Raw genomic sequence first — 20,922 nt, 5'->3', positions numbered from 1 at the left:
CATGTGCTCCATGATGCCGCCGCTCACGCGATCGTCAGCACGTCGGCGATCAGCACGCGGTCACCGGCCTCGGGAAGGCCCGCCTCGACACCGCGCACGACGTCGTCGCTGAACAGCAGCGTGGAGGGCTCTGAGAAGCCGTCGGCCAGCCGCAGCCGTCCGCCGACGAACTGGCTGCCGGTGACGCGTGCGTGGTTGACGCCCGTGCCGATGTCGACGTGCGTCGCGCCCTTCTCGGCAGCCGAGGTGAGGCCGCTCAGCCGCCAGGTGACGACCCCGGGGCCGACGGCGCGGGACAGCATGGCTCCCTCGCCGCGCTCGGTGCTGAGCTCGACACCGTCCATCGCGATGACCTGGTCGCGCACCGCGGTCGCCGTGAGCAGGACATCGCGCACCGTGCCGCCCCGGATGGTGACCCGCGACGCACCGAGCTCGGCCGCGGCACCCTTCGCGGGACCGCTCAGGCGGCAGTCGACGAACTCCACGGCTCCGGCGCCACGCGCTTTCATTCCGTCGATTCCGGTGATCGTGCAGCGCACGAAGCTCACGGGAACGGTGACCGGGGTCTGGATGAGCACCTGGTCTTTGGGGAGCGCGAAGGTGCAGTCCTCGATCGTCGTCGGCCGTGACGATCGGGCCGACCGCTGCCCGATGGCCAGCAGCCCGGCGGTGCATCCGCGCAGCTGGGCGCCGTCGGCGTTGATCGTCATGGTCGCCTGCGGGTCGAACGTCGACCGTCCGATCACCCGGACGTTCTCGAGCGTCAGATCGCTGATCTTGGTGCCGGCGACGAACCACGAGCAGACGTGATCGCGCACCGTGATCCGCTTGGCGGAGGTGCCCCACTGCGCGCCGGAGTTGGCGATGTCCATCAGCCCCGAGTTGCCGATGAAGGTGAGGTCGTGCTCGTACTGACCGTGGGTGGTGAAGGGATTCCCGCCCTGATCGTCGCCGTCACCGTGGCAGTTCTCGACGATGCAGTATGCGCTGGCGGTCAGGTCGTTGAGGTGCCGCGCGTTCGACGACGTGCAGTCACTCACCCGCCCGTAGAGGCAGTAGATCTGCTGCGTGAGGTACCCCGCACCCCCATAGAACACCGTGGGCGGGTTCTCGACCGAGCAGCGTTCGGTCGTGAAGTGGGTGTTCCACCGCCGCATCACGACCGGCCACCAGGTGCGGCTCGCGTGCACATCGGCGACATCGCATCCGATCGCGTACTCGAAGGCGATCGGATGCGATCCGGTCAGCTCGCGGGCGTCGGGGAACGAGCCGTCGGTGGGTCCGTCGAAGGGGCCCGCGCCGAGGAACCGCATGTTCGAGATGCGCACTCCGGAGACGGGATCCATCTGCCGCCACGTGAGCTTGCGGCCCTTGTCCAGCGGCCACCCGTTGAGGTAGTCGATCCGGATGTGCGTCCCGTCGATCTGCTGTGTCACCTGGACGAATCGCTGGATCTCGCGCTCATCGGCTCCGCCTCCGGCGACCGGGTCGCACTGCACCGCCCACCAGGAGTCCACCGGGAACTTCGCCGCATCGGGCACGGCGACGGCATCCGTCAGCTCGGGCCAGGCCTCTGCCAGCGGATGCTCGACGACGACGTCTCGCGACACCCCGGTGAAGAACATCACCGCACCGAACGGATTGTCATGGGTGTTCGGCTCGATACCCTCCGTCGCGATGACATGACCGCCGAAGTCGATCTCGAGGTGGGACCGCGTGAAGCGGTGCCGCCGCTGGAACAGCAGGTCCGTGTGCGCTTCGATCCGGGCGACGCGGGGATCGTTCACCATCGCGGCGAGCGCATCGTCTGCCGCCGTCTTGGGCCCCGTGATGCCGAAGACCCGGAAGTCGACGGTGCCGTCGTGCTGCAGCAGCCAGGTGGTGCCCCGCTTGCCGGCGATCACCGTGCCACCGTTGGGCTTGAGGTTCGCGTTCTCGCTGCCCACGTAGACGAGCAGCCCCGCGTCGCCCGGTGTCCGGTAGCCGGCGACGATCGCCACCTCACCGTCCCTCGCCCGCAGCCGCGACAGCTCGGCGACGGATTCCGCCCGGGTGATGTCTTTCGCCCCCATGGCGACGGGCGCGGCCTGCGCGGGTGTCGTGGCGGCGAGGGAACCGGCAGCCCCGAGCGCGACCGCGCCGAGCCCGGCCATGAGGGCGCGGCGACCGGTGGAGCGCACGCTTCCCTCCGGCGAGGTGGTCTCCGCGTGCGGATCCGCCACGGCGGTTGATCTGTCGGTCATGACAACTCCTTCGTCATCGGATGGTTCCGGCCGGAACGGCGCCCGTCACCGCGCCCTGGGCCTGCCAGAGCGCCGCAGCTTCGGCACGACGCCGGCGCTCCAGCACCGGGTCGGCCACCGGGATCGCAGCCATGAGCCCTCGCGTGTACTCGTGCTGTGGGTTCGCGAACAGCGCGTCGCGGGCGCCGATCTCGACGATCCGGCCCTGCTGCATCACCGCCACGGTCGACGACATGTACCGGATGACCGCGAGGTCGTGGCTGATGAAGAGGTACGTGAGTCCGAGCTCTGCCTGCAGCTCGCGCAGCAGGTTGAGCACCTGCGCCTGGATCGACACATCGAGCGCCGACACCGACTCGTCGAGCACGAGAAACTCCGGCTCGAGCACGAGCGAGCGTGCGATGGACACACGTTGACACTGGCCGCCCGACATCGAGCGGGGCAGCCGGTGGGCGAACTCCTCGTCGAGGCGCACCCGGTGCATGGCCTCGCGCACCTTTTCGGCACGCGTCGCCCGATTGCCGATGCCGTGCGCGAGCAGCGGCGCCTCGATGATCTGGGCGACGGTCTGGCGCCGGTTCAGAGCGGAGAACGGATCCTGGAACACCATCTGCATCCGCCGCCGAAGCTGCCGCAGCTCTTCGCCGCGCATCTCATGCGGGCGATGACCGTCGAACACCACGGACCCGGCATCGATCCCGCCGAGTGCGAGCACCGCCTTCGACACCGTGGACTTGCCCGAGCCCGACTCCCCCACGAGTCCCACCGTCTCGCCACGACGTATCTGGAACGACACGTCGTCGACCGCGGTCACGCGGCGGCCGGAGCCCAGCGTGAACACTTTCGACACGCCCTGCACGTCGACCAGCACGTCACCCGACTCGCGCGCACGGTCGACCGCACTGATCGAGCCCGCCTCGACTACCGGCTCGGTGCCGCGTTCGAGGACCTCGGCCGCGGTGCGGATCGGCTCGTGCACGTCGATCGTGAGATCGACCACGGCGCCGAGCAGCGCCTTCGTGTACGGGTGCTCCGGTTCGGCGTAGAGCTTGTCGACCGGGGCTTCCTCGATCACCCGCCCGTGCCGCATCACGTGGATGCGCTCGCAGAAGCCGGCCGCGACGCCGAGGTCGTGCGTGATGAGCACGACCGCGGTGCCGTGCTCATCGGCCAGACGGTCGAGAAGGTCGATGATGCGCGACTGCGTGGTGACGTCGAGCGCCGTCGTGGGCTCGTCGGCGATGAGCACGGCGGGCCGCGACGACATGGCCATCGCGATCATGACGCGCTGCCGCATGCCGCCGGAGAACTCGTGCGGGTACTGCGCGAGGCGCTCCTCGGGGAGCGGCACGCCGACCTCGGTCAGCAGCTCGACGGCCCTGGCGCGGGCCGCCTCTTTCGACACCCGGTCGTGCAGCCGGATCGCCTCCACGAGCTGATGCCCGATCGTGCGCACGGGGTTGAGCGACGACATCGGGTCCTGGTAGACCATCGCGATCTCACCGCCGCGCACCCGTGTCATCTCGCGCTTGCTGAGCGTGAGCAGCTCCCGATCGCGCAGACGGATGCTGCCGCCGAGCTTCGCGCCGTCATTGAGGCGCATGATCGACAGCGCGGTGAGCGACTTGCCGGAACCGGATTCGCCGACCAGGCCGATCCGCTCACCGGGACGCACCGAGAACGAGATGCCCTTGACCGGCATCGCGTCGCCGTAGGAAACGGTGAGGTCCTGCACCTGCAGGACGGGCGTGGCATCCGTCATCGGCCCTTCCCCTTCCGATCGCCGCCGAACTGATCGGCGAGCACGTTGAGCAGCCAGATGGTGACGAAGATGAACAGCGCGGGGAACAGTACGTAACCGATCGACTGGTACATCTTCTGGTAGCCCTGCTGCACGAGGGTGCCCCAGGTCGCCTCGGGCGGCGCGATGCCCAGCCCGACGAAGCTCATCGACGCCTCGAGCAGGATCGCGTTGGCGGCGTTGATGGCCGCCTGCACCACGATCGGCCCGCGGGCGTTCGGCAGCACCTCGGCGAACAGCAGGCGGCTGCGCTTCGATCCGAAAGCCACGGCGGCGGTGAAGTAGTCCTCTTGCAGCTCACTGAGCACCGAGGAGCGTACGAGGCGCGCGGTGGTCGGCGTGAGCAGGATTCCGATGATCACGGCGAGCTTGACCGGGTCGGCGCCGAACGCCGAGATGAACACGAGTGCGAACAGGATCTGCGGGATCGCCATCACCGTGTCGGCGAGGCGCATGAGGATCTCGTCGAGGATGCCGCGGGCGAAAGCGGCCGCCATCCCCCAGGCGATGCCCAGCACCATGGCAACCAGGGTCGCGCCGCCCGCGATGAAGATCGTCAGCTGCCCTCCGTAGAGCACGCGGCTGAACAGGTCGCGGCCGAGCTCGTCGGTGCCGAACAGGTGCACGGCTGAGGGCCCGGCGAACCGATCGGGCGACTGCGCCGAGGGATCGTACGGCGCGAGGAGCGGTGCGAGCACGCAGGCCAGCACGATCACGGCGAGGAGGGCGAGCGGGATCCACGACGCGAGGGCGAGACGGCGCCGCGGCCGGGCCGATCGCAGGGCGAGGGTGAGGGTGTCAGCCACGGCTGCTCCTTGCACGAAGACGCGGGTCGAGCACGCCGTAGAGGAGGTCGACGATGAGCGTGGTGAGGATGAACATCGCGGAGATCAGCAGCACGACCGACTGCAGCACGGCGTAGTCGCGCTTGAAGACCGCGTCGATCGCGAGCGAGCCGAGCCCGGGGACGCCGAACACGTACTCCACGATCACGACGCCACCGAGCGTGTAGCCGACGATGAGGCCGAGCATCGTGAGCCCGGGGATCAGCGCGTTGCGCAGTGCATGCCCGATCACCACGCCACTCGCCGACTGCCCCTTGCCGCGGGCGGTGCGGATGTACGGGGCGTCGAGCACCTCGACCATGGATGCCCGCAGGAACCGCATGAGCAGCGGCGCTGCGGCGAAGGCGAGCGTGAAGGCGGGGAGGATCATCCGCACGAGGTTGTCACCGGGGTCCTCACTGAACGGCGTGTACCCGCGGGCGGGCAGCACCTTGAGCTGCACGGCGAAGATCACGATCAGCACGATGCCGATCAGGAACTGCGGCAGCGCCATGCCGGCGGTCGAGATCGCGGTGAGGGTGCGGTCGACGACGCCGAGAGGACGCAGCGAGGCGATCACGGCGGCCGGCGTCGCGATGAGCACGGCCAGCAGGATGCCGATCAGCGTGAGCTCGAGCGTGGCGGGAAGCCGCTGTGCGATGAGCTCGGACACCGAGTACTGGTTGAAGTACGACTGCCCGAAGTCGCCGGCGAAGACGCCGCCGATCCAGCGCAGGTACTGCTCGATGATCGGCGCGTCGAGACCGGCCTCCTCGCGGAGGCGCTGGAGCATCTCGGCATCCACGCCCGGCGTCGAGCCGAGGCGGGTGATCACAGGGTCGCCCGGCAGCAGCCGGAGCACGACGAACACGAGAAGCGAGGTGGCGATCAGCATCGCGATGCTGATCGCCACCCGCCGAAGGATGGACAGAGCCACGTCAGCCCTTGAGCTGCGCGTTCTCGAGGTGCAGCTGTCCGCCGCCCTCGACCCACACACCGTCGACCTTCGTGCTGGTCGCCGTCACGACCGTGGACTGCAGCGGCACGATCAGCGGGACCTGCTCGTTGATGATCGTCTGCACCGTGCCCCACTTCTCGGCGCGTGCGGCCTCATCCGGCTCGGCCACGGCGTCGGCGAAGGCGGTCTGGAAGTCGGGGTCGACCCAGTTGCACTCGCAGCGACCCTCGAGATAGAAGTTCAGCGAGTACGCGGGCTCCGGGGGCGTGGACTGGAAGTTCGGCACGATGTACCCGGGGAAGCTCTTGCCCGCCGGGTAGAAGGAGTCGACCCAGGTGCCGATGTCGTTGTTGTCGATTTTGAGCGTGATGCCGATCTCCTTCAGGCTCGCCTGCAGGATCTCGCCGCTCGTGTTCCACTCCGGATACTGCCCGGCGATGCCCCACCAGGTGAGGGTGCTGCCCTCGGTGATACCGGCCTCGGCGAAGAGCTCCTTCGCCTTGTCGAGGTCGTACGAGTAGTCGGTCAGGTCGCCGCCGAACCACGGGTTGACCTCGCCGAGCGCATTGTTCGTGGGTGAGACCGTGCCCTGCCCGTAATACGCCGCTTCGAGGATCGCCTCGCGGTCGGTCGCGTAGGCGAGCGCCTGGCGTGCGCGCACGTCGTTGAACGGAGCCGACTGCGTGTCGACCTCCCACGACGGCCACTGGCTAGGGTTGTCGGGCTTGACGAGCGCGATGTCACCGCCGCCTTCGAGGCCGGCGACGTCACCCTGCGGCACGGACCAGAGCACGTCGATGTCGCCCGAGCGCAGGCCCGTGACGGCGGCGGTGGACTCGGCGGCCTTGACGATCGTGATCTCGTCGAGGGCGGGCGCCTCGCCGAAGTACTCGGGGTTCGGCACGAGGGTCAGGCTGTCGTCGGGGGTAAAGGCGTCGACGATGTACGGCCCGGTGCCGATCGGCTCCTTGTCGATCGTGTCGAGCGCGTCGACGTCGAGCATCTTGACCCACACGATGCCGGCGGCGAAGGTGGCGATCGGCTCGGAGAGGGTGATGACGACGGTCTTGTCGTCGGATGCCGTGACATCCGTGACCATGTCGATCTTGTTCTTCTCCTGGGTGGCGGTCTCGGGATCGAGGTAGTAGTCGAACGATGCGACCGCGTCCTCGGCCGTGAACGGGTCGCCGTTCGAGAACGTGACGCCGTCGCGCAGGGTGAAGGTCCAGGTCTTCTGGTCCGGCGAGGCCTCCCACTTCTCGGCAAGGTCGCCGACGATCTCGCCGGACTCGTCGGTCTTGGTCAGACCGTTCCAGAGGAGGGGGAACAGCACCTCCTCCCAGGCGAATGTGCGGATGGCCGGGTTGAGCTGCGGAATGCCTTGCGCCGCGGCGACGGTCAGGATGCCGCCGTCCTGCGCCTGGCCGTCGGAGTTCGACGGGGTGCTGCTACAGCCAGCGGTGATGAGCGCGGCGGTGAGCAACGCTGCTCCGCCGAGCAATACACGACGACGCGACATGGGTGCCTCCAAGTGTCGGGTGATGCGTTCGGGTGGAAGGGTTTCGCTATAGCATGTAGCAAAATGGACACTTCGTCTAGTGTGAATCGTGGGGATGCGATTACGTTCTCGTTACGCCGCCCGGAGCCGTATCCCGGCGAGACGGCGAATCTGCCATAGCATCGGTCGATGCAGGAACTCGGCCGCGAGCCGCTCGCGGGTTCCGGTACAGACAGGAGAGCCACGGTGCGCAGCGTCTCGGATCAGAACATCGCCGAACAGGTCACGGACGAGCTGCGCGCTGCCATCCACTCCGGCGAGCTCGCCCCCGGGGAGCGCCTCGTCGAGCGCAAGCTCGCCGACCGCCTCGGCGTGAGTCACATCCCGGTGCGTGAAGCCCTGACCCGCCTCGCCGAAGAGCGTCTGATCACCCGCGAGCCCCGCCGTGGCGCCCGCGTCGCGCAGTTGAGTGCGCAGGATCTGGAAGAGATCTCGAGCCTGCGCATCGTGCTCGAGCAGTTCATGGCCATCCGTGTGCAGGAACGGTGGAACGAAGAATCCGCCGCCCGACTCGGGGCCATCATCCAGGCGATGTCGGATGCGGCACCCGGCGACATCGACGAGGTGCTGCGCCAGGACCGCTTGTTCCACGAGACCCTCGCCGACCTCGCCGAGCATCGCTTCCTCGACGAGCTGAGCGGGCAGTTGCGCGGCCGCATCACCGGCTTCCTGCATGCGGCGAACGCGGCGCTCGACCCTGCCGAGCAGGAGGAGCACGTGCACAGCCACCAGCAGATCGTCGACGCCATCGCCAGCGGAGACCCCGAACGGGCGCAGGCGGTGATCGCCGAGCACGTGACGCGGGCGGTTCGCCGCATCACCCCGACGGCCGAGTGACGCGACCCGTGCCTCAGAAGACGATCGTCCTCACCGGAGCATCCGACGGGATCGGAGCTGCGGCCGCCCGCCAACTCGCGCCGTCACCGCACCGGCTCATCCTGATCGGCCGGTCCATCGAGAAGACCCGCGCGATCGCGGAGGAGGCCGGGGCGGAATGGTTCACCGCCGACTTCGCCCGCCTCGACGACGTGCGGGCCCTGGCGGAGAAGATCTCGGATGCCGTCGGCGATGACGGCATCCACGTGTTGGCCAACAATGCCGGCGGCATCTTCGGGGATCGGACGCCGACCGTCGACGGCTTCGAGAAGACGATGCAGGTCAACCATCTCGCACCGTTCCTGCTCACGAACCTGCTGCTGCCGGAGCTGCGGGCATCCGGCGCGGCGGTCATCAACACCTCGAGCATCGCCCACCGCCTCTTCGGGCACATCGACGTCGACGACCTCGACAACACCCGCCGCTTCAGCCCCAACAAGGCGTACGGCGACGCGAAGCTGGCCAACGTGCTGTTCGCGAAGAGCCTGCACACGAAGTTCCATGCCGAGGGGCTCAGCGCGGTCGCGTTCCATCCCGGCACCGTGCAGACGAACTTCGCGTCCGACTCGTCGAGCGTCATGCGCCTGCTCTACCGCACGCCCCTCAAGCACCTCCTGCTGATCGGGGCCGACAAGGGCGGCGACACCCTCCGCTGGTTCATCGAGGGCACTCCGGGAGAGACGTGGCTCTCCGGCGCCTACTATGACGAGCGCCAGCTCACCGCGAAGGTCAATCCGCAGGTGCACGACGCCGATCTCGCCGAGGCTCTCTGGCAGCGCAGCGCCGAGCTCGTCGGCATCCCCGCGCGCTGAGCCCCCTCCGTCCCTCCCGTCCCTCCCTCCCGTCCCTCCCTCCCGTCCCTCCCTCCCGTCCCTCCCTCCCTCGCGCCTCCTCCTTCGCCTCGCCCCGCCCCCTCGCCCCCTCCCTCGCCGAGTGCACGGCTTCCCGCCGAGTGCACGGCTCCGTCTCGGGATCATCCCGTGCACTCGCGAACATCCCGTGCACTCGGCGGTAGCGGGGGCGGCAGCGGTAGCGGTAGCGGTAGCGGCGGCGGCGGTGCCGGCGGCGGTGGGGGGGCGACAGCGGTGGCCGAACGGATGGACGCACGCACAGGCGCCGGAACTGGCCAGAAGTCTGATTGAGGAGCGACCGAGGCGGGCGTAACGTGTTACCGCTCAAACAGCTCAGCCATTCGCACGCCGCCCCCACCCGGGGCGCGCGGACACCAGGGAGGCAAGGATGCCCCGCACGAATCCGAAGAATCCGGCGTACTCCGTCTGGCGGCGCAAGCCCGTCGGCGATCTGAACGAAGAGGCGGAGAGCAGCGGTCTCTTCAAATCCCTCGGGCTGTGGCAGCTCACCGCGATCGGCGTCGGCGGCATCGTCGGAGTCGGGATCTTCTCACTCGCCGGCCTCGTCGCGCACGGCGACGCCACGAACCCCGGCGTCGGACCCGCGGTCGTCATCTCGTTCCTCATCGCCGGACTGGCGTCGGCGGCCGCCGCCCTCTCGTACGCGGAGTTCGCGGGGATGATCCCCCGAGCCGGATCGGCGTACAGCTACGGCTACGTCGCGCTCGGCGAGATCACCGGCTGGTTCATCGGCTGGGATCTGCTCCTGGAGTACGTGGCCATCGTGGCCGTGGTGGCGATCGGGATCTCCGGTTACCTCGACGCGTTCCTCTCCGGGTTCGGCGTGCACCTGCCGACCGCGGTCACCGAGACGTTCGACCAGCCGGGCGGCGTCGTCAACATCCCGGCGATCCTGATCTGCCTGCTCGTGACGTTCCTCCTCAGCCGCGGCACCAAGACCTTCGGCCGATTCGAGCTGGTGGCGGTCGCGATCAAGATCCTGCTGATCCTGTTCATCGTGGGGCTCGGCATCTTCTACATCAACACCGACAACTACAGCCCGTTCATGCCGTCCGGCTTCGGCCCGGTCTTCACCGGGGCGGCGACGGTGTTCTTCGCCGTGTTCGGCTACGACGCGATGAGCACCGCGGCCGAAGAGGCGAAGGACGGGCGCAAGCACATGCCGAAGGCGATCATCCTGTCGCTCGTCATCGCCATGCTGCTCTACGTCGCCGCGACACTGGTGCTCACCGGCATGCAGAACTACCAGGACATCGATCCGAAGGCCGGCTTCGCGTCGGCGTTCTCCAGCGTCGGGCTGCCGGTCATCGCATCGATCATCTCCGTGTTCGCGGTGCTCTCGATCCTCACGGTCATGCTCACGTTCCTGCTCGGCGCGACCCGCGTGTGGTTCTCGATGAGCCGCGACGGACTGCTCCCCGGCTGGTTCTCGAAGGTCGACGGTCGCGGTGTGCCCCAGCGGGTGACCTGGATCGCCGGCATCGGGTCCGCGTTCTTTGCCGGCATCTTCCCGATCAGGGCCGTCGCCGACCTGACGAACATCGGCATCCTGGCGGCGTTCGTCGTCGTGTGCATCGCCGTCGTCGTGTTCCGCTACACGAAGCCGGATGCCCCGCGCACGTTCCGGCTGCCGTTCATGCCGGTGGTGCCGATCGTCGGCGTCGGCTTCTCGCTGTTCCTCATCTCGCAGCTGCACTGGGAGACCTGGCTGCGCTTCGGCGTCTGGCTCGTGATCGGGCTCGTCGTGTACTTCGCCTACGGTCGCCGCCACTCGCTGATGAACCCCGACAGCCCCCGCCGCCCGCGCTGACGCCCGGTCACTCCCTCCTCGCCCCGTTCACCCCTGCGCCCCTGCGCGCCTGCGCCCCTGCGCGCCTGCGCCCCTGCGCCCCTGCGCCGAGTGCACGGCTTCGCGCCGAGTGCACGGCTTCTTCACGTCGAGAAGCCGTGCACTCGCGAGAAACCCGTGCACTCGCGGGGCAGGCACCCCGGCTTCCTCCCCGCGCCGACAACCGGTGGCGCGCCCCTCGCCCCTGCACCCTGCGCCGAGTGCACGGCTTCGTGTCGAGTGCACGGCCTCTTCACGTCGAGAAGCCGTGCACTCGAGTACAACCCGTGCACTCGGCGACAGCGGGGGACGGGGGCAGGGGCGACAGCGGGGGCAGGGGCGACAGGTGAGGCAGCGGCGCGCGCCGGCGCTCTGCGACTCAGACCACGACGTTGGCGGTGTCGACCACGCGGTCGCCCTCGGCGGGGAAGGCCGCGCGGGTGACGCCCGACTCGACGTTGCCGGTGTGCAGCAGGGTCGAAGAGCCGCCGAACGCGGCATCCGCCAGCTCCAGCGCGCCGCCCTCGAACCGGTTGCCGACCGCGCGGTAGTGCGTCGTACCCTTCGTGACCGCGACGTGGGTGGACGACCCCTCGGCGCGGAAGCTGCTGTCCGACAACGTCAGGTGCAGCTCGCCGTCGCCTGTCCGGGAGACACCGGTTCCGCCCTTGATCGACACATCCGATCCCGCGATCTCGACCACCTGGCGCTCCGCCCGGGCCCCCGCGATGCGGGCGTTGCGCAGCGTCGACCCCTCGAACCGGAGTTGCGCCGACGACGACACGATCGGCGCCGCGTCATCCGCCGCGTTCAATGTCGAGCCTCGGAACGTGACCGCCCCCGAGCCCGCGATCTTCATACCGCCGACCCGGTCGAGCACGGTGTCGACGAAAGTGACCGGGGTCTTCACGGTGGCGTTGGTGAGCTCGCCCGGCGCGACGAACGTGAAGTGCGAGTCGGCGATCACGGTCGGGCGACCGGAGTTGTCCGACGCCTGCGTGATCACGAGCGTGTCGGATGCCGTGCACCCCCGCAGCTGCGCGCCGTCGGCGTTGATCCACAGCATCCCGGAGCCGGCGAGCGAGGGCTTGCCGATCACCTGCACGTCTTCGAGGGTGAGGTCGGTGATGCGCACGCGGGCGACGAACCACGAGCACACGTGCTTGCGCACCGTGATGCGCTTGGCCGCCGATCCCCAGGCCGCCCCCGAGTTCGCGAACGTCATCAGCCCGGAGTTGCCGGTGTAGGTGAGGTCGTGCTCGTACTGGCCGTGCGTGACGAACGGACCCTGGTCGTCGCCGTCGCCGTGGCAGTTCTCGACGAGGCAGTAGGCGCTCGCGGTGAAGTCGTTCAGGTGCCGCGAGTTGGCGGTGTGGCAGTTGGCGACGTACCCGTACAGGCAGTAGATCTGCTGCGTCAGGTAGCCGGCGCCACCCCACGTCACCGAGGTGGGGTTCTTCAGCGTGCAGCTGACGGTCGAGAAGTAGGTGTTCCACCGGCGCTGGATCAGCGGCCAGAAGGTTCCCGTGCCGTCGATGTGGTCGACGTCGCAGCGCACCGCGTACTCGAAGGCGAGCGGGTGCGAGCCCGTGTACTCGTCCTTCCCCGTGCCGAGGAACTTCAGGTTCGACACGGTCACGTCCTGCACCGGCACCACTCGGCGCCACGTCATCGTGCGCTCCTTGCCGAGCGGCCAGCCGTTCTTGTAATTGATGCGGATGTGCGTGCCGTCGACGATCTGCGTGACCTGCACGAGCCGCTGCAGCTCGCGCTCCCAGCGGCCGGCCAACGCGTTCACCTCGGCGGCGTACCAGTCGCCGACCGCGAAGAACGAGGAGTCGGCGACCGGGAAGACGTCGCCGAGGTCGGGGACCACCTCATTCAGCCGCGCCTCGTGCACGGCATCCGTCACCTCTCCGCGGAAGAACATGACCGCGGCGAAGGGGTCGTCCTTGCCGGCGTTCTCGATGCCGACCGTCGTCATGAGGTGTCCGCCGAAGTCGAACGCGATGTTCGACCGCGAGAACTTGTGGCGGCGCACGAAGTTCAGGTCGCTGTGGGCCTCGATCCGGTGGATGCTCGCATCGTTCACCATCGCGTCGAGGGCGTCGTCGGCGTTGACCTTCGCGTCCATCACCCCGAACAGACGGAAGTCGACGACCCCGTCGTGCACGAGCAGCCAGGCACCGCCCTTGGGGGCCGCGATCACGGTGCCCCCGTTCGCCGCCGGGGCATCCTTCTTCACGAACCGGTACAGCCCGTCGCCGCCGTCTCCGGCCGCTGCGTAGCCGACCGTGCGCACGAGGTCGCCGTCTTTACCCTTGCGCTTCGCGAGGTCGGTCGCGGTGCCGCCGTTGGCGACGTTCGCCGAACCCGACGAGCTCTGGGGTGCCACGGGTCCTGCGGCCTGTGCGGCCGCGGGCATGCCGACGGCCGCCACTCCGCCGATCGCGGCGGCGCCGAACCCGGCGAGCAGCATGCGCCTGCTGCGCAGCGCGGCCGTCTCGGTCTGGGTCATCTCCTGCGGGGTCATGCTCATCCTTCCGTGCGGCGTCATCACCGCGGTCAGGCGTCCGGCCGTCCGGCCGAGCCGCATCATCCGATAGATCCCCAGTCCCCAGTGCCGTGCTCCGAGCGGATGCTCAGAAGTAGTCGCCCGCCGTGAAGTGGCGGATGCCGTGCAGTCGGGCCGCACGCCCGAGCGGGCGGATCATCCCGGTGCGGTCGTCCTGCCGCACGGCCTCGGGCGCGAAGTCGCGCATCACGAGGTCGTCTTCCGGCAGAGCGGGCACGGCGAGCTCGCACGAGGTCACACCCGCCGAAGCCCAGTCCGCAGCGACCGCGGCGAGCAGGTCGCCGCGCGCCGCGTCGGCGTCGGGAAGCACGGCGCTCTCGAGGAGCACGCCGACCTCGCCGCGGCGCTCGGCGATCGCGTAGCCGACCACCGTCGATCCCTGCATCCGGCGATACAGGGTGGCGCCCCTCATCCGCACCTCCGCCATCGCCCGATCGCGGTCGCCGCGCACCGGGGCGAGGACGACCCTGCCCTCGCGCGAACGTGCGTAGACCTCGTGCAGCGGGCGGAGACTCCCGAGCCCGACGGTCTCACGCTCGACGCGCGCATCGGTCTCGACGGGAGCGGGCGCGGGAGCACGCCAGGGTCCGGCCAGGGTGCGCGCCATGGAGAACGTCTCGAACCCGCTGGAGCGATACACCTCGGGGGTTCCGGTGAACAGCAGCGCCCAGTCGGCGTCGCGCCCCGCCTGCAGCGTCGCGGCGACCAACTGACGAGCGAGCCCCTGACCCCGGGCCCGCTCGGCGACCGCGACGCTGCCGATGGCGTGCACCTCGGCGATCCCGCCGTCGGATTCCCGCAGCCTCTTGGGCAGTCCGTAGATCGACCCGCACAGACCGTCGCCGTCTTCGGCCACCAGCGTGTGCGCGAGCCGCTCGTCGTCGACGAGCCACTGGTCGGGGGCGAGCGGCGGAGTGAACGCGGTCGCCCACAGCGCGGCGAGTGCTGGCTGATCCTCGGCCCGGGCGGCACGGATCGCCACCGCGCTCATGATGCCCGCACGACGGCCGCGGATCCCGCCGACCCGGTCATGCCATCGAAGACAGCTGGTCGCGGGAGATGGTGTGCGCGAGCGGACGCCCCGCGGCGAAGGCCTCGACCTCGTCGACGACGATCCGCCCCTGACGCAGCCGCCCCTGGCTCGCGCCGGCCGCCCGGTGCGGAGTGACCAGCACTCCGGGCAGCGTGCGGAACGGGCTGTCGACGGCGAACGGCTCCTCGTCGAACACGTCGATCGCGGCGCTGAGCCGACCGCGCTGCACCTCGTCGATCAGCGCGGCCTCGTCGACCAGCCACGACCGCGCCGTGTTCACGAGCCCCGCGCCGTCGCGCATGAGTGCGAGCTCACGGCGACCGATCAGGTGATGGGTCTCGGGCAGCGTGGGTGCGTGCACGGCGACGATCTGCGCACGCTGAAGCGCCTCGTCGAGGGTGACCAGCTCGGCCCCGAGAACGGCAGCGGTCGCCGCATCGAGAGTCGGGTCGACCAGCAGCGGTTCGGCCCCGAGCGCTCGGATCAGTTCGAGATACGCGCGTCCGGTGCGGGAGGCCCCGATCACGGCGATGGGCATGCCGAGGATCTCGCGCTGCACGCCGACGGCATCCGCGTCGTACCAGCCGTCGCCGGCGCGCAGGGCGTTGTGCATCTCGGGCACCCGGTGCAGCAGCGCGAGCGTGAACGTCAGCGACACCTCGGCGACCGGCCGCGCCATGCCCGCGCCCGCCTGGGTCACGACGACGCCTCGGTCGAACAGCGCATCGGTCGCGAAGGGCTTGATCGTGGCGCCGGTGTGCGCGATCAGCTCGAGCTTCGGCAGCGATGCGAGCACCGCCGCGTCGAACGGGCCGACGCCCCAGCTCGTGATGACGATGCGCGCCTCGGCGAGTTCCGCATCGGCCAACCGATCCACGCGGACGAAAGAACCCCCGAGACGAGCGGCCACCACGCGCAGCCGCTCCGCATCCTCCGCTGAGAAGAACTCCGCGAAGAGTTCCGCGGAGACGACCGCGACCACGGCCGGCGCACCCGTACCAGCACTCATGCCAGCCAGGCCTCGAGGTTCTCGGCGATAAAGGCGTCGTCATTCAGGTCGGGGTACGCGTGGCGCACCCGCGCGATCTCCTCGGCCTGCCCGGGCGAGAGCCCCTCTGCGGGGTCGAGGCACCAGATGCCGTCGAGCAGTCCCTGCTGGCGGAGCATCTCGTGCACGCCGGCGATCACCCCGTGGAAGTCGTTGCCCGGGTCGAACACCGCCTGGTTGACGTCGACCATGTCGGAGGCGACGAGACCGAGTTCGCGGTAGGCCTCCGCGTCGCCGGCCATCGCCCGCTGGGCGCGTTCGAGGAGCGCGACGGCAGCACGTGTGCCGACCGCCCACTGGCCGAGCAGTCCGCCGACGAAGCGCAGCGTGCGCGGACCCGACGGCGACTCCACGTGGAACTCGGAGAGCAGGTCGGCGACGATCGCGTCGTCGTTGCCCGTGTAGAGCGCGATCTCGTCGGCGCGACCCGAGGCGGCGACGCCGCGCACGAGCTCCAGCGTGCGGTACCGGTCGAAGGGCGCGGCCTTGACGGCGACGACGGCGGGGATCGACGCGAACTCGCGCCAGAAGTCGCGGTCGAGCACGGGCCCGCCGATCGCGGTCTGCAGGTAGAAGCCGACAAGCGGCAGCACCTCGCCGACGGCGCGGGCGCGTTCGAGCAGGGCACGCTCGTCGGCGCCCGCGACGCGGGGACTCACCAGCACGGCGTCGTAGCCGAGCGAGCGGGCGAGCTCCGCCTCGGCCACCGCCTGGGCGGTGTCGCCGGCCACTCCGGCGATGCGCACGAGGCTCGCGTCGCCGCGGGCATCCATCTCCTCAGCCGCGAGCGCGAGCACCGGCTCGAACAGCGCGTGCTCCGGATCGCGGATCTCGAACTGGGTCGTGTGCACGCCGACGGCGAGGCCGCCGGCACCGGCATCAAGGTAGTACCGGGAGAGCGCGCGCTGACGACGCTCGTCGAGCGCACGGTCGGCGGTGAGCGCGAGCGGATGCGCCGGGATGACCGCTCCGCGCGCGAGCGTGGCGGCGGCCTCGGGGCGCAGTGACGGCACGGTCGCGGTGCGTGCGGCGGACTCCGTCATCAGAACTTCCCGTCCCGCACGGCCCACTTGGTCGGCTTGGCGATCATCGGCAGCTCCTTCTCGATCCAGTCCGCCTGCAGGCCGATCAGGGTCTCGGCCGAGACCGCCGGGTAGCCGAACAGCGCCATGCACCGGCGGGCGTCGCTGAGCAGCGCGGTCGGCTGCGGCTCGTCGACGATCTCGACCTCCCGGTCGAACAGCGTGCCGAAGCGGCGGGCGATCGACTCGACGCTCAGCAGTTCGGGGCCGGTGAGGTTGATCGTGAACGGGTCGGTCGAGGCGTGCACGAGGCTGCGCAGCACGACCTCGTTGGCGTAGCCCTGCCAGATCACGTTGACGTTGGCGGTCGCGACCGAGACCGGCTGCCCCGCGTGCACGGCACTGCCGATGTCGGCGAGCACCCCGTAGCGCAGATCGACGGCGTAGTTCAGGCGGATGATCGCGACCTTGGTGCCGCGCTCCTGCGCGCCGAACTCGAACACCCGTTCCCGGCCGAGGCACGACTGCGCGTACTCGCCGATCGGTGCGGGCTGCACCTCTTCGGATGCTCCGCCCGAGGCGGCGGGGAGGAACGGGTAGATGTTGCCGGTGGAGAGCACCGAGATGGCGCTCTCGCGGTAGCGGCGGGCGACGCGGTCGGGCAGAGCGGCGTTGACCTCCCACGCCCAGGAGGCGTTGGTCGCGGCTCCGAACTTCGCGCCGACCATGAACACCACGTTCGGGGCATCCGGCAGGGATGCGAAGTCATCGTTCTCGATCAGGTCGAACGAGACGACCTTCACCCCGGCGGTCTCGAGGCGCTCGCGGATCGCGGCGTCGCCGAAGCGGGAGACGGCGTAGACCGCGTCGTCCTTGCGGCCGGCGGCATCCATCCCTCGACGCGCGAGCATCGCCAGGGTCGGGCCCATCTTGCCGCCCGCACCGAGGATCACGAGGTCGCCCGCCCCGCGCGAGAGGTCGTCGATCAGGCCGGCGCTCGGGGTGGCGAGCGCCTCCTCGAGATCGGCTTCCGAAGTGAAACTGTGCTGAGTCATGTGGTGCTTTCCCTTCTTCTCAGCCCTTGATGCCCGTACCGGCCACGCCCTCCTGCACGTACCGCTGAGCGATGAGGTACGCGAGGAAGATGGGCAGCAGCGCCACGACGGATCCGGCGAGCATGGTGCTCAGCGGGACGTTCTGCTGCTGCAGCGACGAGATGCCGACGGTGAGTGTGAACATCGCGTTGGACTTCGCGATGATGAGCGGCCACAGGAAGTCGTTCCAGTGCCACAGGAAGACGAAGATGCCGAGGGTCGCGAGGATCGGTTTGCACAGCGGCAGCACGATCCGCAGGAAGATGCGGAACTCGCCCGCACCGTCGATGCGGGCGGCCTCGAACAGCTCGTCGGGGAGGCCCGAGATGAACTGCCGCATCAGGAACACGGCCTGCGCGTTGGCGAGCGACGGCAGGATCAGGCCCCAGTACGTGTCGACGCCGCCGAGGTTCGCCATGAGGATGAACGTCGGGATGAGGGTGACGTGGAACGGGACCATCACCATCGCGAGGAACGACCAGAACATCACCTCCTTGCCGCGGAAGCGCTTCTTGGCGAAGGCGTACCCCGCGAGCGCCGAGAGGAACAGCACCGCGACGACCGAGACGAGCGAGTAGATGAGCGTGTTGCCGAGCCAGCCGAGGATGTTCTGCCCGGCGAGCACCTGCTCGTAGGCCTCGAACGAGATGTCCTGGAAGGGCAGAAGCGACCCGGGGAGCTCGACGACCATGCCCGGCTTCAGGCTCAGCACGACCATCGCGTAGAAGGGGAAGAAGCTGAGGATGCCGGCCAGGCTCAGCCAGATCCATCGTCCGACGATCCCCCAGCCGGTGGGCTGGAGTGCGCGGTACGCGCGGCGCTGCTTGGTCGACGTCTTCGGCGGCATCACCGGCGACTGCGTCGGCGGCTGGGTCGGCGGCTGCAACAGAGCGGTCATTTCTGCTTTCCGATCACCAGGCGCTGGATGAGCGCGACGACGAGGGTCATGATGAACAGGGCCACACCGATGGCGGCCGCGTATCCGTAGTCGAAGTAGCGGAAGCCCTGGTCGTACAGCATGTAGACGAGCGAGTAGCTGGCGTTCGCGGGTCCACCCTGGGTCATCACGTAGATGACGTCGAACACCTGGAACGCGGCGGTCGTCTCGATCACCGCGAGGAAGAAGAAGGTCGGACGCAGCACCGGGAGGATGACGTAGCGGAAGCGCTGCCAGGCGCCTGCTCCGTCCATCAGGGCCGCCTCTTCGAGCTCGCGCGGCACGTCCTGCAGCGCGGCGATGAGGATCATCATCCCGTAGCCGAATCGCGACCAGACGCCCACGACGACGATGGCCGGGATGACGAGCACGGTGCTGCCCAGCCAGGATCCGCCGAGACCCAGCGGGGTCATCAGCGCCGACCAGGGGCCGTTGGCGGAGAAGATCCAGACGAAGATCGAGCCCGCCAGCACGAGCGAGGTGATGACGGGGAGGAAGAAGATCGACCGGAAGAAGCGCGCGCCCCGGAAGGCGCGGCGCACGCCGAGCGCCATCACGGTGGAGAGCACGAGCGCGATCGGCACAGCGAACACCGTGTAGATCAGCGTGGTGCCCATCGCCCGCCAGAACAGCGGGTCGGCGATCATGCGCTGGAAGTGGTCGAGCCCGCGCCAGGAGATCTCGCCGGTGATGTCGTAGTCGAAGAAGCTCAAGGCGACGCCGACGATGCTGGGGCCGAAGCGGAAGGCGATGAAGAGGAGGAACGCAGGGAGCACGAACAGGAACGCGATGCGCGCCTCTCGCCGTGCGAGCACCCGTGCGACCCGCCCTGCGGGCCTCTTCGCCGTGGTTGCCGTCGTCATCAGTGATTCCTCACGTGGGGAGTGAAGGGAACGGGGGCGTGCGGAGTTCGGGCTCCGCACGCCCCCGGATGCTGCTTACTTCTTGGTGAGCGGTGCCGCGGCGGTCGCGGCATCCTTCAGGGCGTCCTCCGGGGACTTGTCCCCGAGGAGGGCGGCCTGGATCTCGGGCGCGAGCACGCCCATGAGCGCACGCGACGAGGCGTTGAGCTCGCCGACCGTGGTGTCGGGCACGTACTTCTCGACCTCGCCGAGCAGCGGGTCATCCGCGTACAGCGGCTCGGTGGTGCTGAGCGCCGAGAAGAATCCGGCCGCCTTGAGGTACGGCTCGATGACGTCGGCGCCGGTCGCGTACTCCGCGAACTTCGCCGCGGCATCCTGTGCCTTGGAGCCCTTGAGCACCGAGAGCGAGCCGACCGTGCCGTAGGCCACGGTCTCCTTCTCGGTCAGCGGTGCGAGGACCTTGACGTTCTCCTCGCCCCAGAAGGGCAGGACCTCGGGGACCGCGTTGTTCCACGTGCAGGCGACCTTGCCCTGAGCGACGGCCGTCTGCTCGAGCGGGACGTTGGTGGTGAGCGCCTCGGGGTCGAGCGCTCCGGCCTCGGCCAGGTCGGTGAGGAAGGTGAGCGCCTTCTCGCCTTCCTTGCTGTCGAAGCCGACGTCGCCGTCCTTCGTGTAGACCTCGCCACCGGCCTGCCACAGCAGCGGGTAGTAGGTGAGGTTCAGGGTGTTCTCGGCGGATGCCGGGTAGTTGAGGGCGTACATGCCCTTCTCCGTGAACTTGGGGGCCATCTCGGCGATGTCGTCCCACGTCTCGGGGTACTCGGTGACGCCGGCGGCCTCGAACGCGGCCGCGTTGCACAGGAGGGGCTGGGCACTGGTGAGCAGCGGCGCTCCGAGGATGTCACCGTCGAGGGTGACCGAGGTCTTCACGTTGGGCAGCAGGTCGCCCTGGCGCTCTTCGCTCAGCAGGTCGTTGAGCGGTGCGATCGACTTCTGGTACGCCGCGAGCTGGTCGGGGATGAGGTAGACGACGTCGGGACCCTTGCCGGCCGCGATCGCCGTCTGCAGAGCCTCGTCGCGGTTGGCCCACGGGAAGATCTCGTAGTCGACGTTGATGTTCTCGTTCTTCTTCTCGAAGTCGGCGATCGTCGAGTCCCAGAAGTCCTTGTGCACCGCCTCGTCGGCGATGACCGGGTAGAGCCAGACCGTGATGTCCTGCTCACCCTCTGCGGTGTTGCCTCCGCCGGCCGAACATCCGGCCAACAGGGTGGCGGCCGCGACTCCCGCGGCGACGCCGATGAACTTGCTGACGCGCATGGTGCTCCTTTGCTTGAACCGTGCTGAGTACGGTTCATTATGACACTGGGATGGGATAATTCGTCAAGTACAA

16 protein-coding genes are annotated in these 20,922 nt (G+C 69.1%); 3 read left to right on the top strand and 13 right to left on the bottom strand.

The window, feature by feature from the left end; all coding sequences use genetic code 11:
- Positions 1-23 precede the first annotated feature (23 nt).
- Genes ACFC14_RS06735 through ACFC14_RS06715 form a run of 5 tightly spaced genes read right to left on the bottom strand, consistent with a single transcriptional unit; the run spans position 24 to position 7,345 of the window.
- The gene (locus tag ACFC14_RS06735) at positions 24-2,243 is read right to left on the bottom strand and encodes a peptidase C14 (protein ID WP_376102070.1); all 2,220 of its coding nucleotides are present in this window, start codon (positions 2,241-2,243) and stop codon (positions 24-26) included.
- A gap of 13 nt (positions 2,244-2,256) precedes the next feature.
- A complete protein-coding gene (locus tag ACFC14_RS06730) occupies positions 2,257-4,005 on the bottom strand; it encodes an ABC transporter ATP-binding protein (RefSeq protein ID WP_376102067.1) in 1,749 nt (582 codons plus the stop codon).
- Positions 4,002-4,850: an ABC transporter permease gene (locus ACFC14_RS06725; RefSeq protein ID WP_376102064.1), complete on the bottom strand. Its 849-nt coding sequence runs from the start codon at positions 4,848-4,850 to the stop codon at positions 4,002-4,004. Before ACFC14_RS06725 ends, ACFC14_RS06730 begins: the two co-directional genes overlap by 4 nt.
- Entirely contained in the window at positions 4,843-5,805 is a 963-nt protein-coding gene (locus ACFC14_RS06720; RefSeq protein ID WP_376102062.1) for an ABC transporter permease, read from the bottom strand. The genes ACFC14_RS06725 and ACFC14_RS06720 overlap by 8 nt, the downstream gene beginning before the upstream one ends.
- 1 nt (position 5,806) lies before the next feature.
- Entirely contained in the window at positions 5,807-7,345 is a 1,539-nt protein-coding gene (locus ACFC14_RS06715) for an ABC transporter substrate-binding protein (RefSeq protein ID WP_376102059.1), read from the bottom strand.
- A gap of 168 nt (positions 7,346-7,513) precedes the next feature.
- Between ACFC14_RS06715 and ACFC14_RS06710 the strand changes: the two genes are divergently transcribed.
- From ACFC14_RS06710 to ACFC14_RS06700, 3 genes are all read left to right on the top strand, one after another.
- The gene (locus ACFC14_RS06710; RefSeq protein ID WP_376102057.1) at positions 7,514-8,221 is read left to right on the top strand and encodes a GntR family transcriptional regulator; all 708 of its coding nucleotides are present in this window, start codon (positions 7,514-7,516) and stop codon (positions 8,219-8,221) included.
- A gap of 8 nt (positions 8,222-8,229) precedes the next feature.
- On the top strand, positions 8,230-9,072 hold the full coding sequence (locus ACFC14_RS06705; protein WP_376102054.1) for an SDR family NAD(P)-dependent oxidoreductase: 843 nt from the start codon (positions 8,230-8,232) through the stop codon (positions 9,070-9,072).
- Positions 9,073-9,499: 427 nt separating this feature from the next.
- On the top strand, positions 9,500-10,942 hold the full coding sequence (locus ACFC14_RS06700) for an APC family permease (protein ID WP_376102051.1): 1,443 nt from the start codon (positions 9,500-9,502) through the stop codon (positions 10,940-10,942).
- 397 nt (positions 10,943-11,339) lie between these two features.
- On the opposite strand, the gene ACFC14_RS06695 is transcribed toward ACFC14_RS06700, so the two are convergent.
- The 8 genes from ACFC14_RS06695 to ACFC14_RS06660 form a co-directional block, all read right to left on the bottom strand.
- Entirely contained in the window at positions 11,340-13,493 is a 2,154-nt protein-coding gene (locus ACFC14_RS06695; protein ID WP_376102048.1) for a peptidase C14, read from the bottom strand.
- Positions 13,494-13,602: 109 nt separating this feature from the next.
- The gene (locus ACFC14_RS06690) at positions 13,603-14,526 is read right to left on the bottom strand and encodes a GNAT family N-acetyltransferase (RefSeq protein ID WP_376102046.1); all 924 of its coding nucleotides are present in this window, start codon (positions 14,524-14,526) and stop codon (positions 13,603-13,605) included.
- Positions 14,527-14,563: 37 nt separating this feature from the next.
- On the bottom strand, positions 14,564-15,577 hold the full coding sequence (locus ACFC14_RS06685; protein ID WP_376102044.1) for a hydroxyacid dehydrogenase: 1,014 nt from the start codon (positions 15,575-15,577) through the stop codon (positions 14,564-14,566).
- Positions 15,574-16,659 carry a dihydrodipicolinate synthase family protein gene (locus tag ACFC14_RS06680; RefSeq protein WP_376102042.1) on the bottom strand — a complete coding sequence of 362 codons (1,086 nt, stop codon included), beginning with the start codon at positions 16,657-16,659 and terminating at the stop codon, positions 15,574-15,576. Before ACFC14_RS06680 ends, ACFC14_RS06685 begins: the two co-directional genes overlap by 4 nt.
- Positions 16,659-17,693, bottom strand: coding sequence for an NAD-dependent epimerase/dehydratase family protein (locus ACFC14_RS06675; RefSeq protein ID WP_376102040.1), 1,035 nt, complete (start codon positions 17,691-17,693; stop codon positions 16,659-16,661). Before ACFC14_RS06675 ends, ACFC14_RS06680 begins: the two co-directional genes overlap by 1 nt.
- 19 nt (positions 17,694-17,712) lie before the next feature.
- Positions 17,713-18,630, bottom strand: coding sequence for a carbohydrate ABC transporter permease (locus tag ACFC14_RS06670; protein ID WP_376102038.1), 918 nt, complete (start codon positions 18,628-18,630; stop codon positions 17,713-17,715).
- Complete coding sequence (locus ACFC14_RS06665) at positions 18,627-19,532, bottom strand: carbohydrate ABC transporter permease (protein WP_136041780.1); 906 nt, start codon at positions 19,530-19,532, stop codon at positions 18,627-18,629. The genes ACFC14_RS06670 and ACFC14_RS06665 overlap by 4 nt, the downstream gene beginning before the upstream one ends.
- Positions 19,533-19,607: 75 nt before the next feature.
- Positions 19,608-20,849 carry an ABC transporter substrate-binding protein gene (locus ACFC14_RS06660; protein WP_376102036.1) on the bottom strand — a complete coding sequence of 414 codons (1,242 nt, stop codon included), beginning with the start codon at positions 20,847-20,849 and terminating at the stop codon, positions 19,608-19,610.
- Between the last annotated feature and the right edge of the window lie 73 nt (positions 20,850-20,922).

Source organism: Microbacterium sp. NPDC055988 (assembly GCF_042269505.1).
GTDB lineage: Bacteria > Actinomycetota > Actinomycetes > Actinomycetales > Microbacteriaceae > Microbacterium.
Note: the sequence above shows the minus strand (reverse complement) of the source record. Positions and strands in the feature narration are given on the sequence as shown.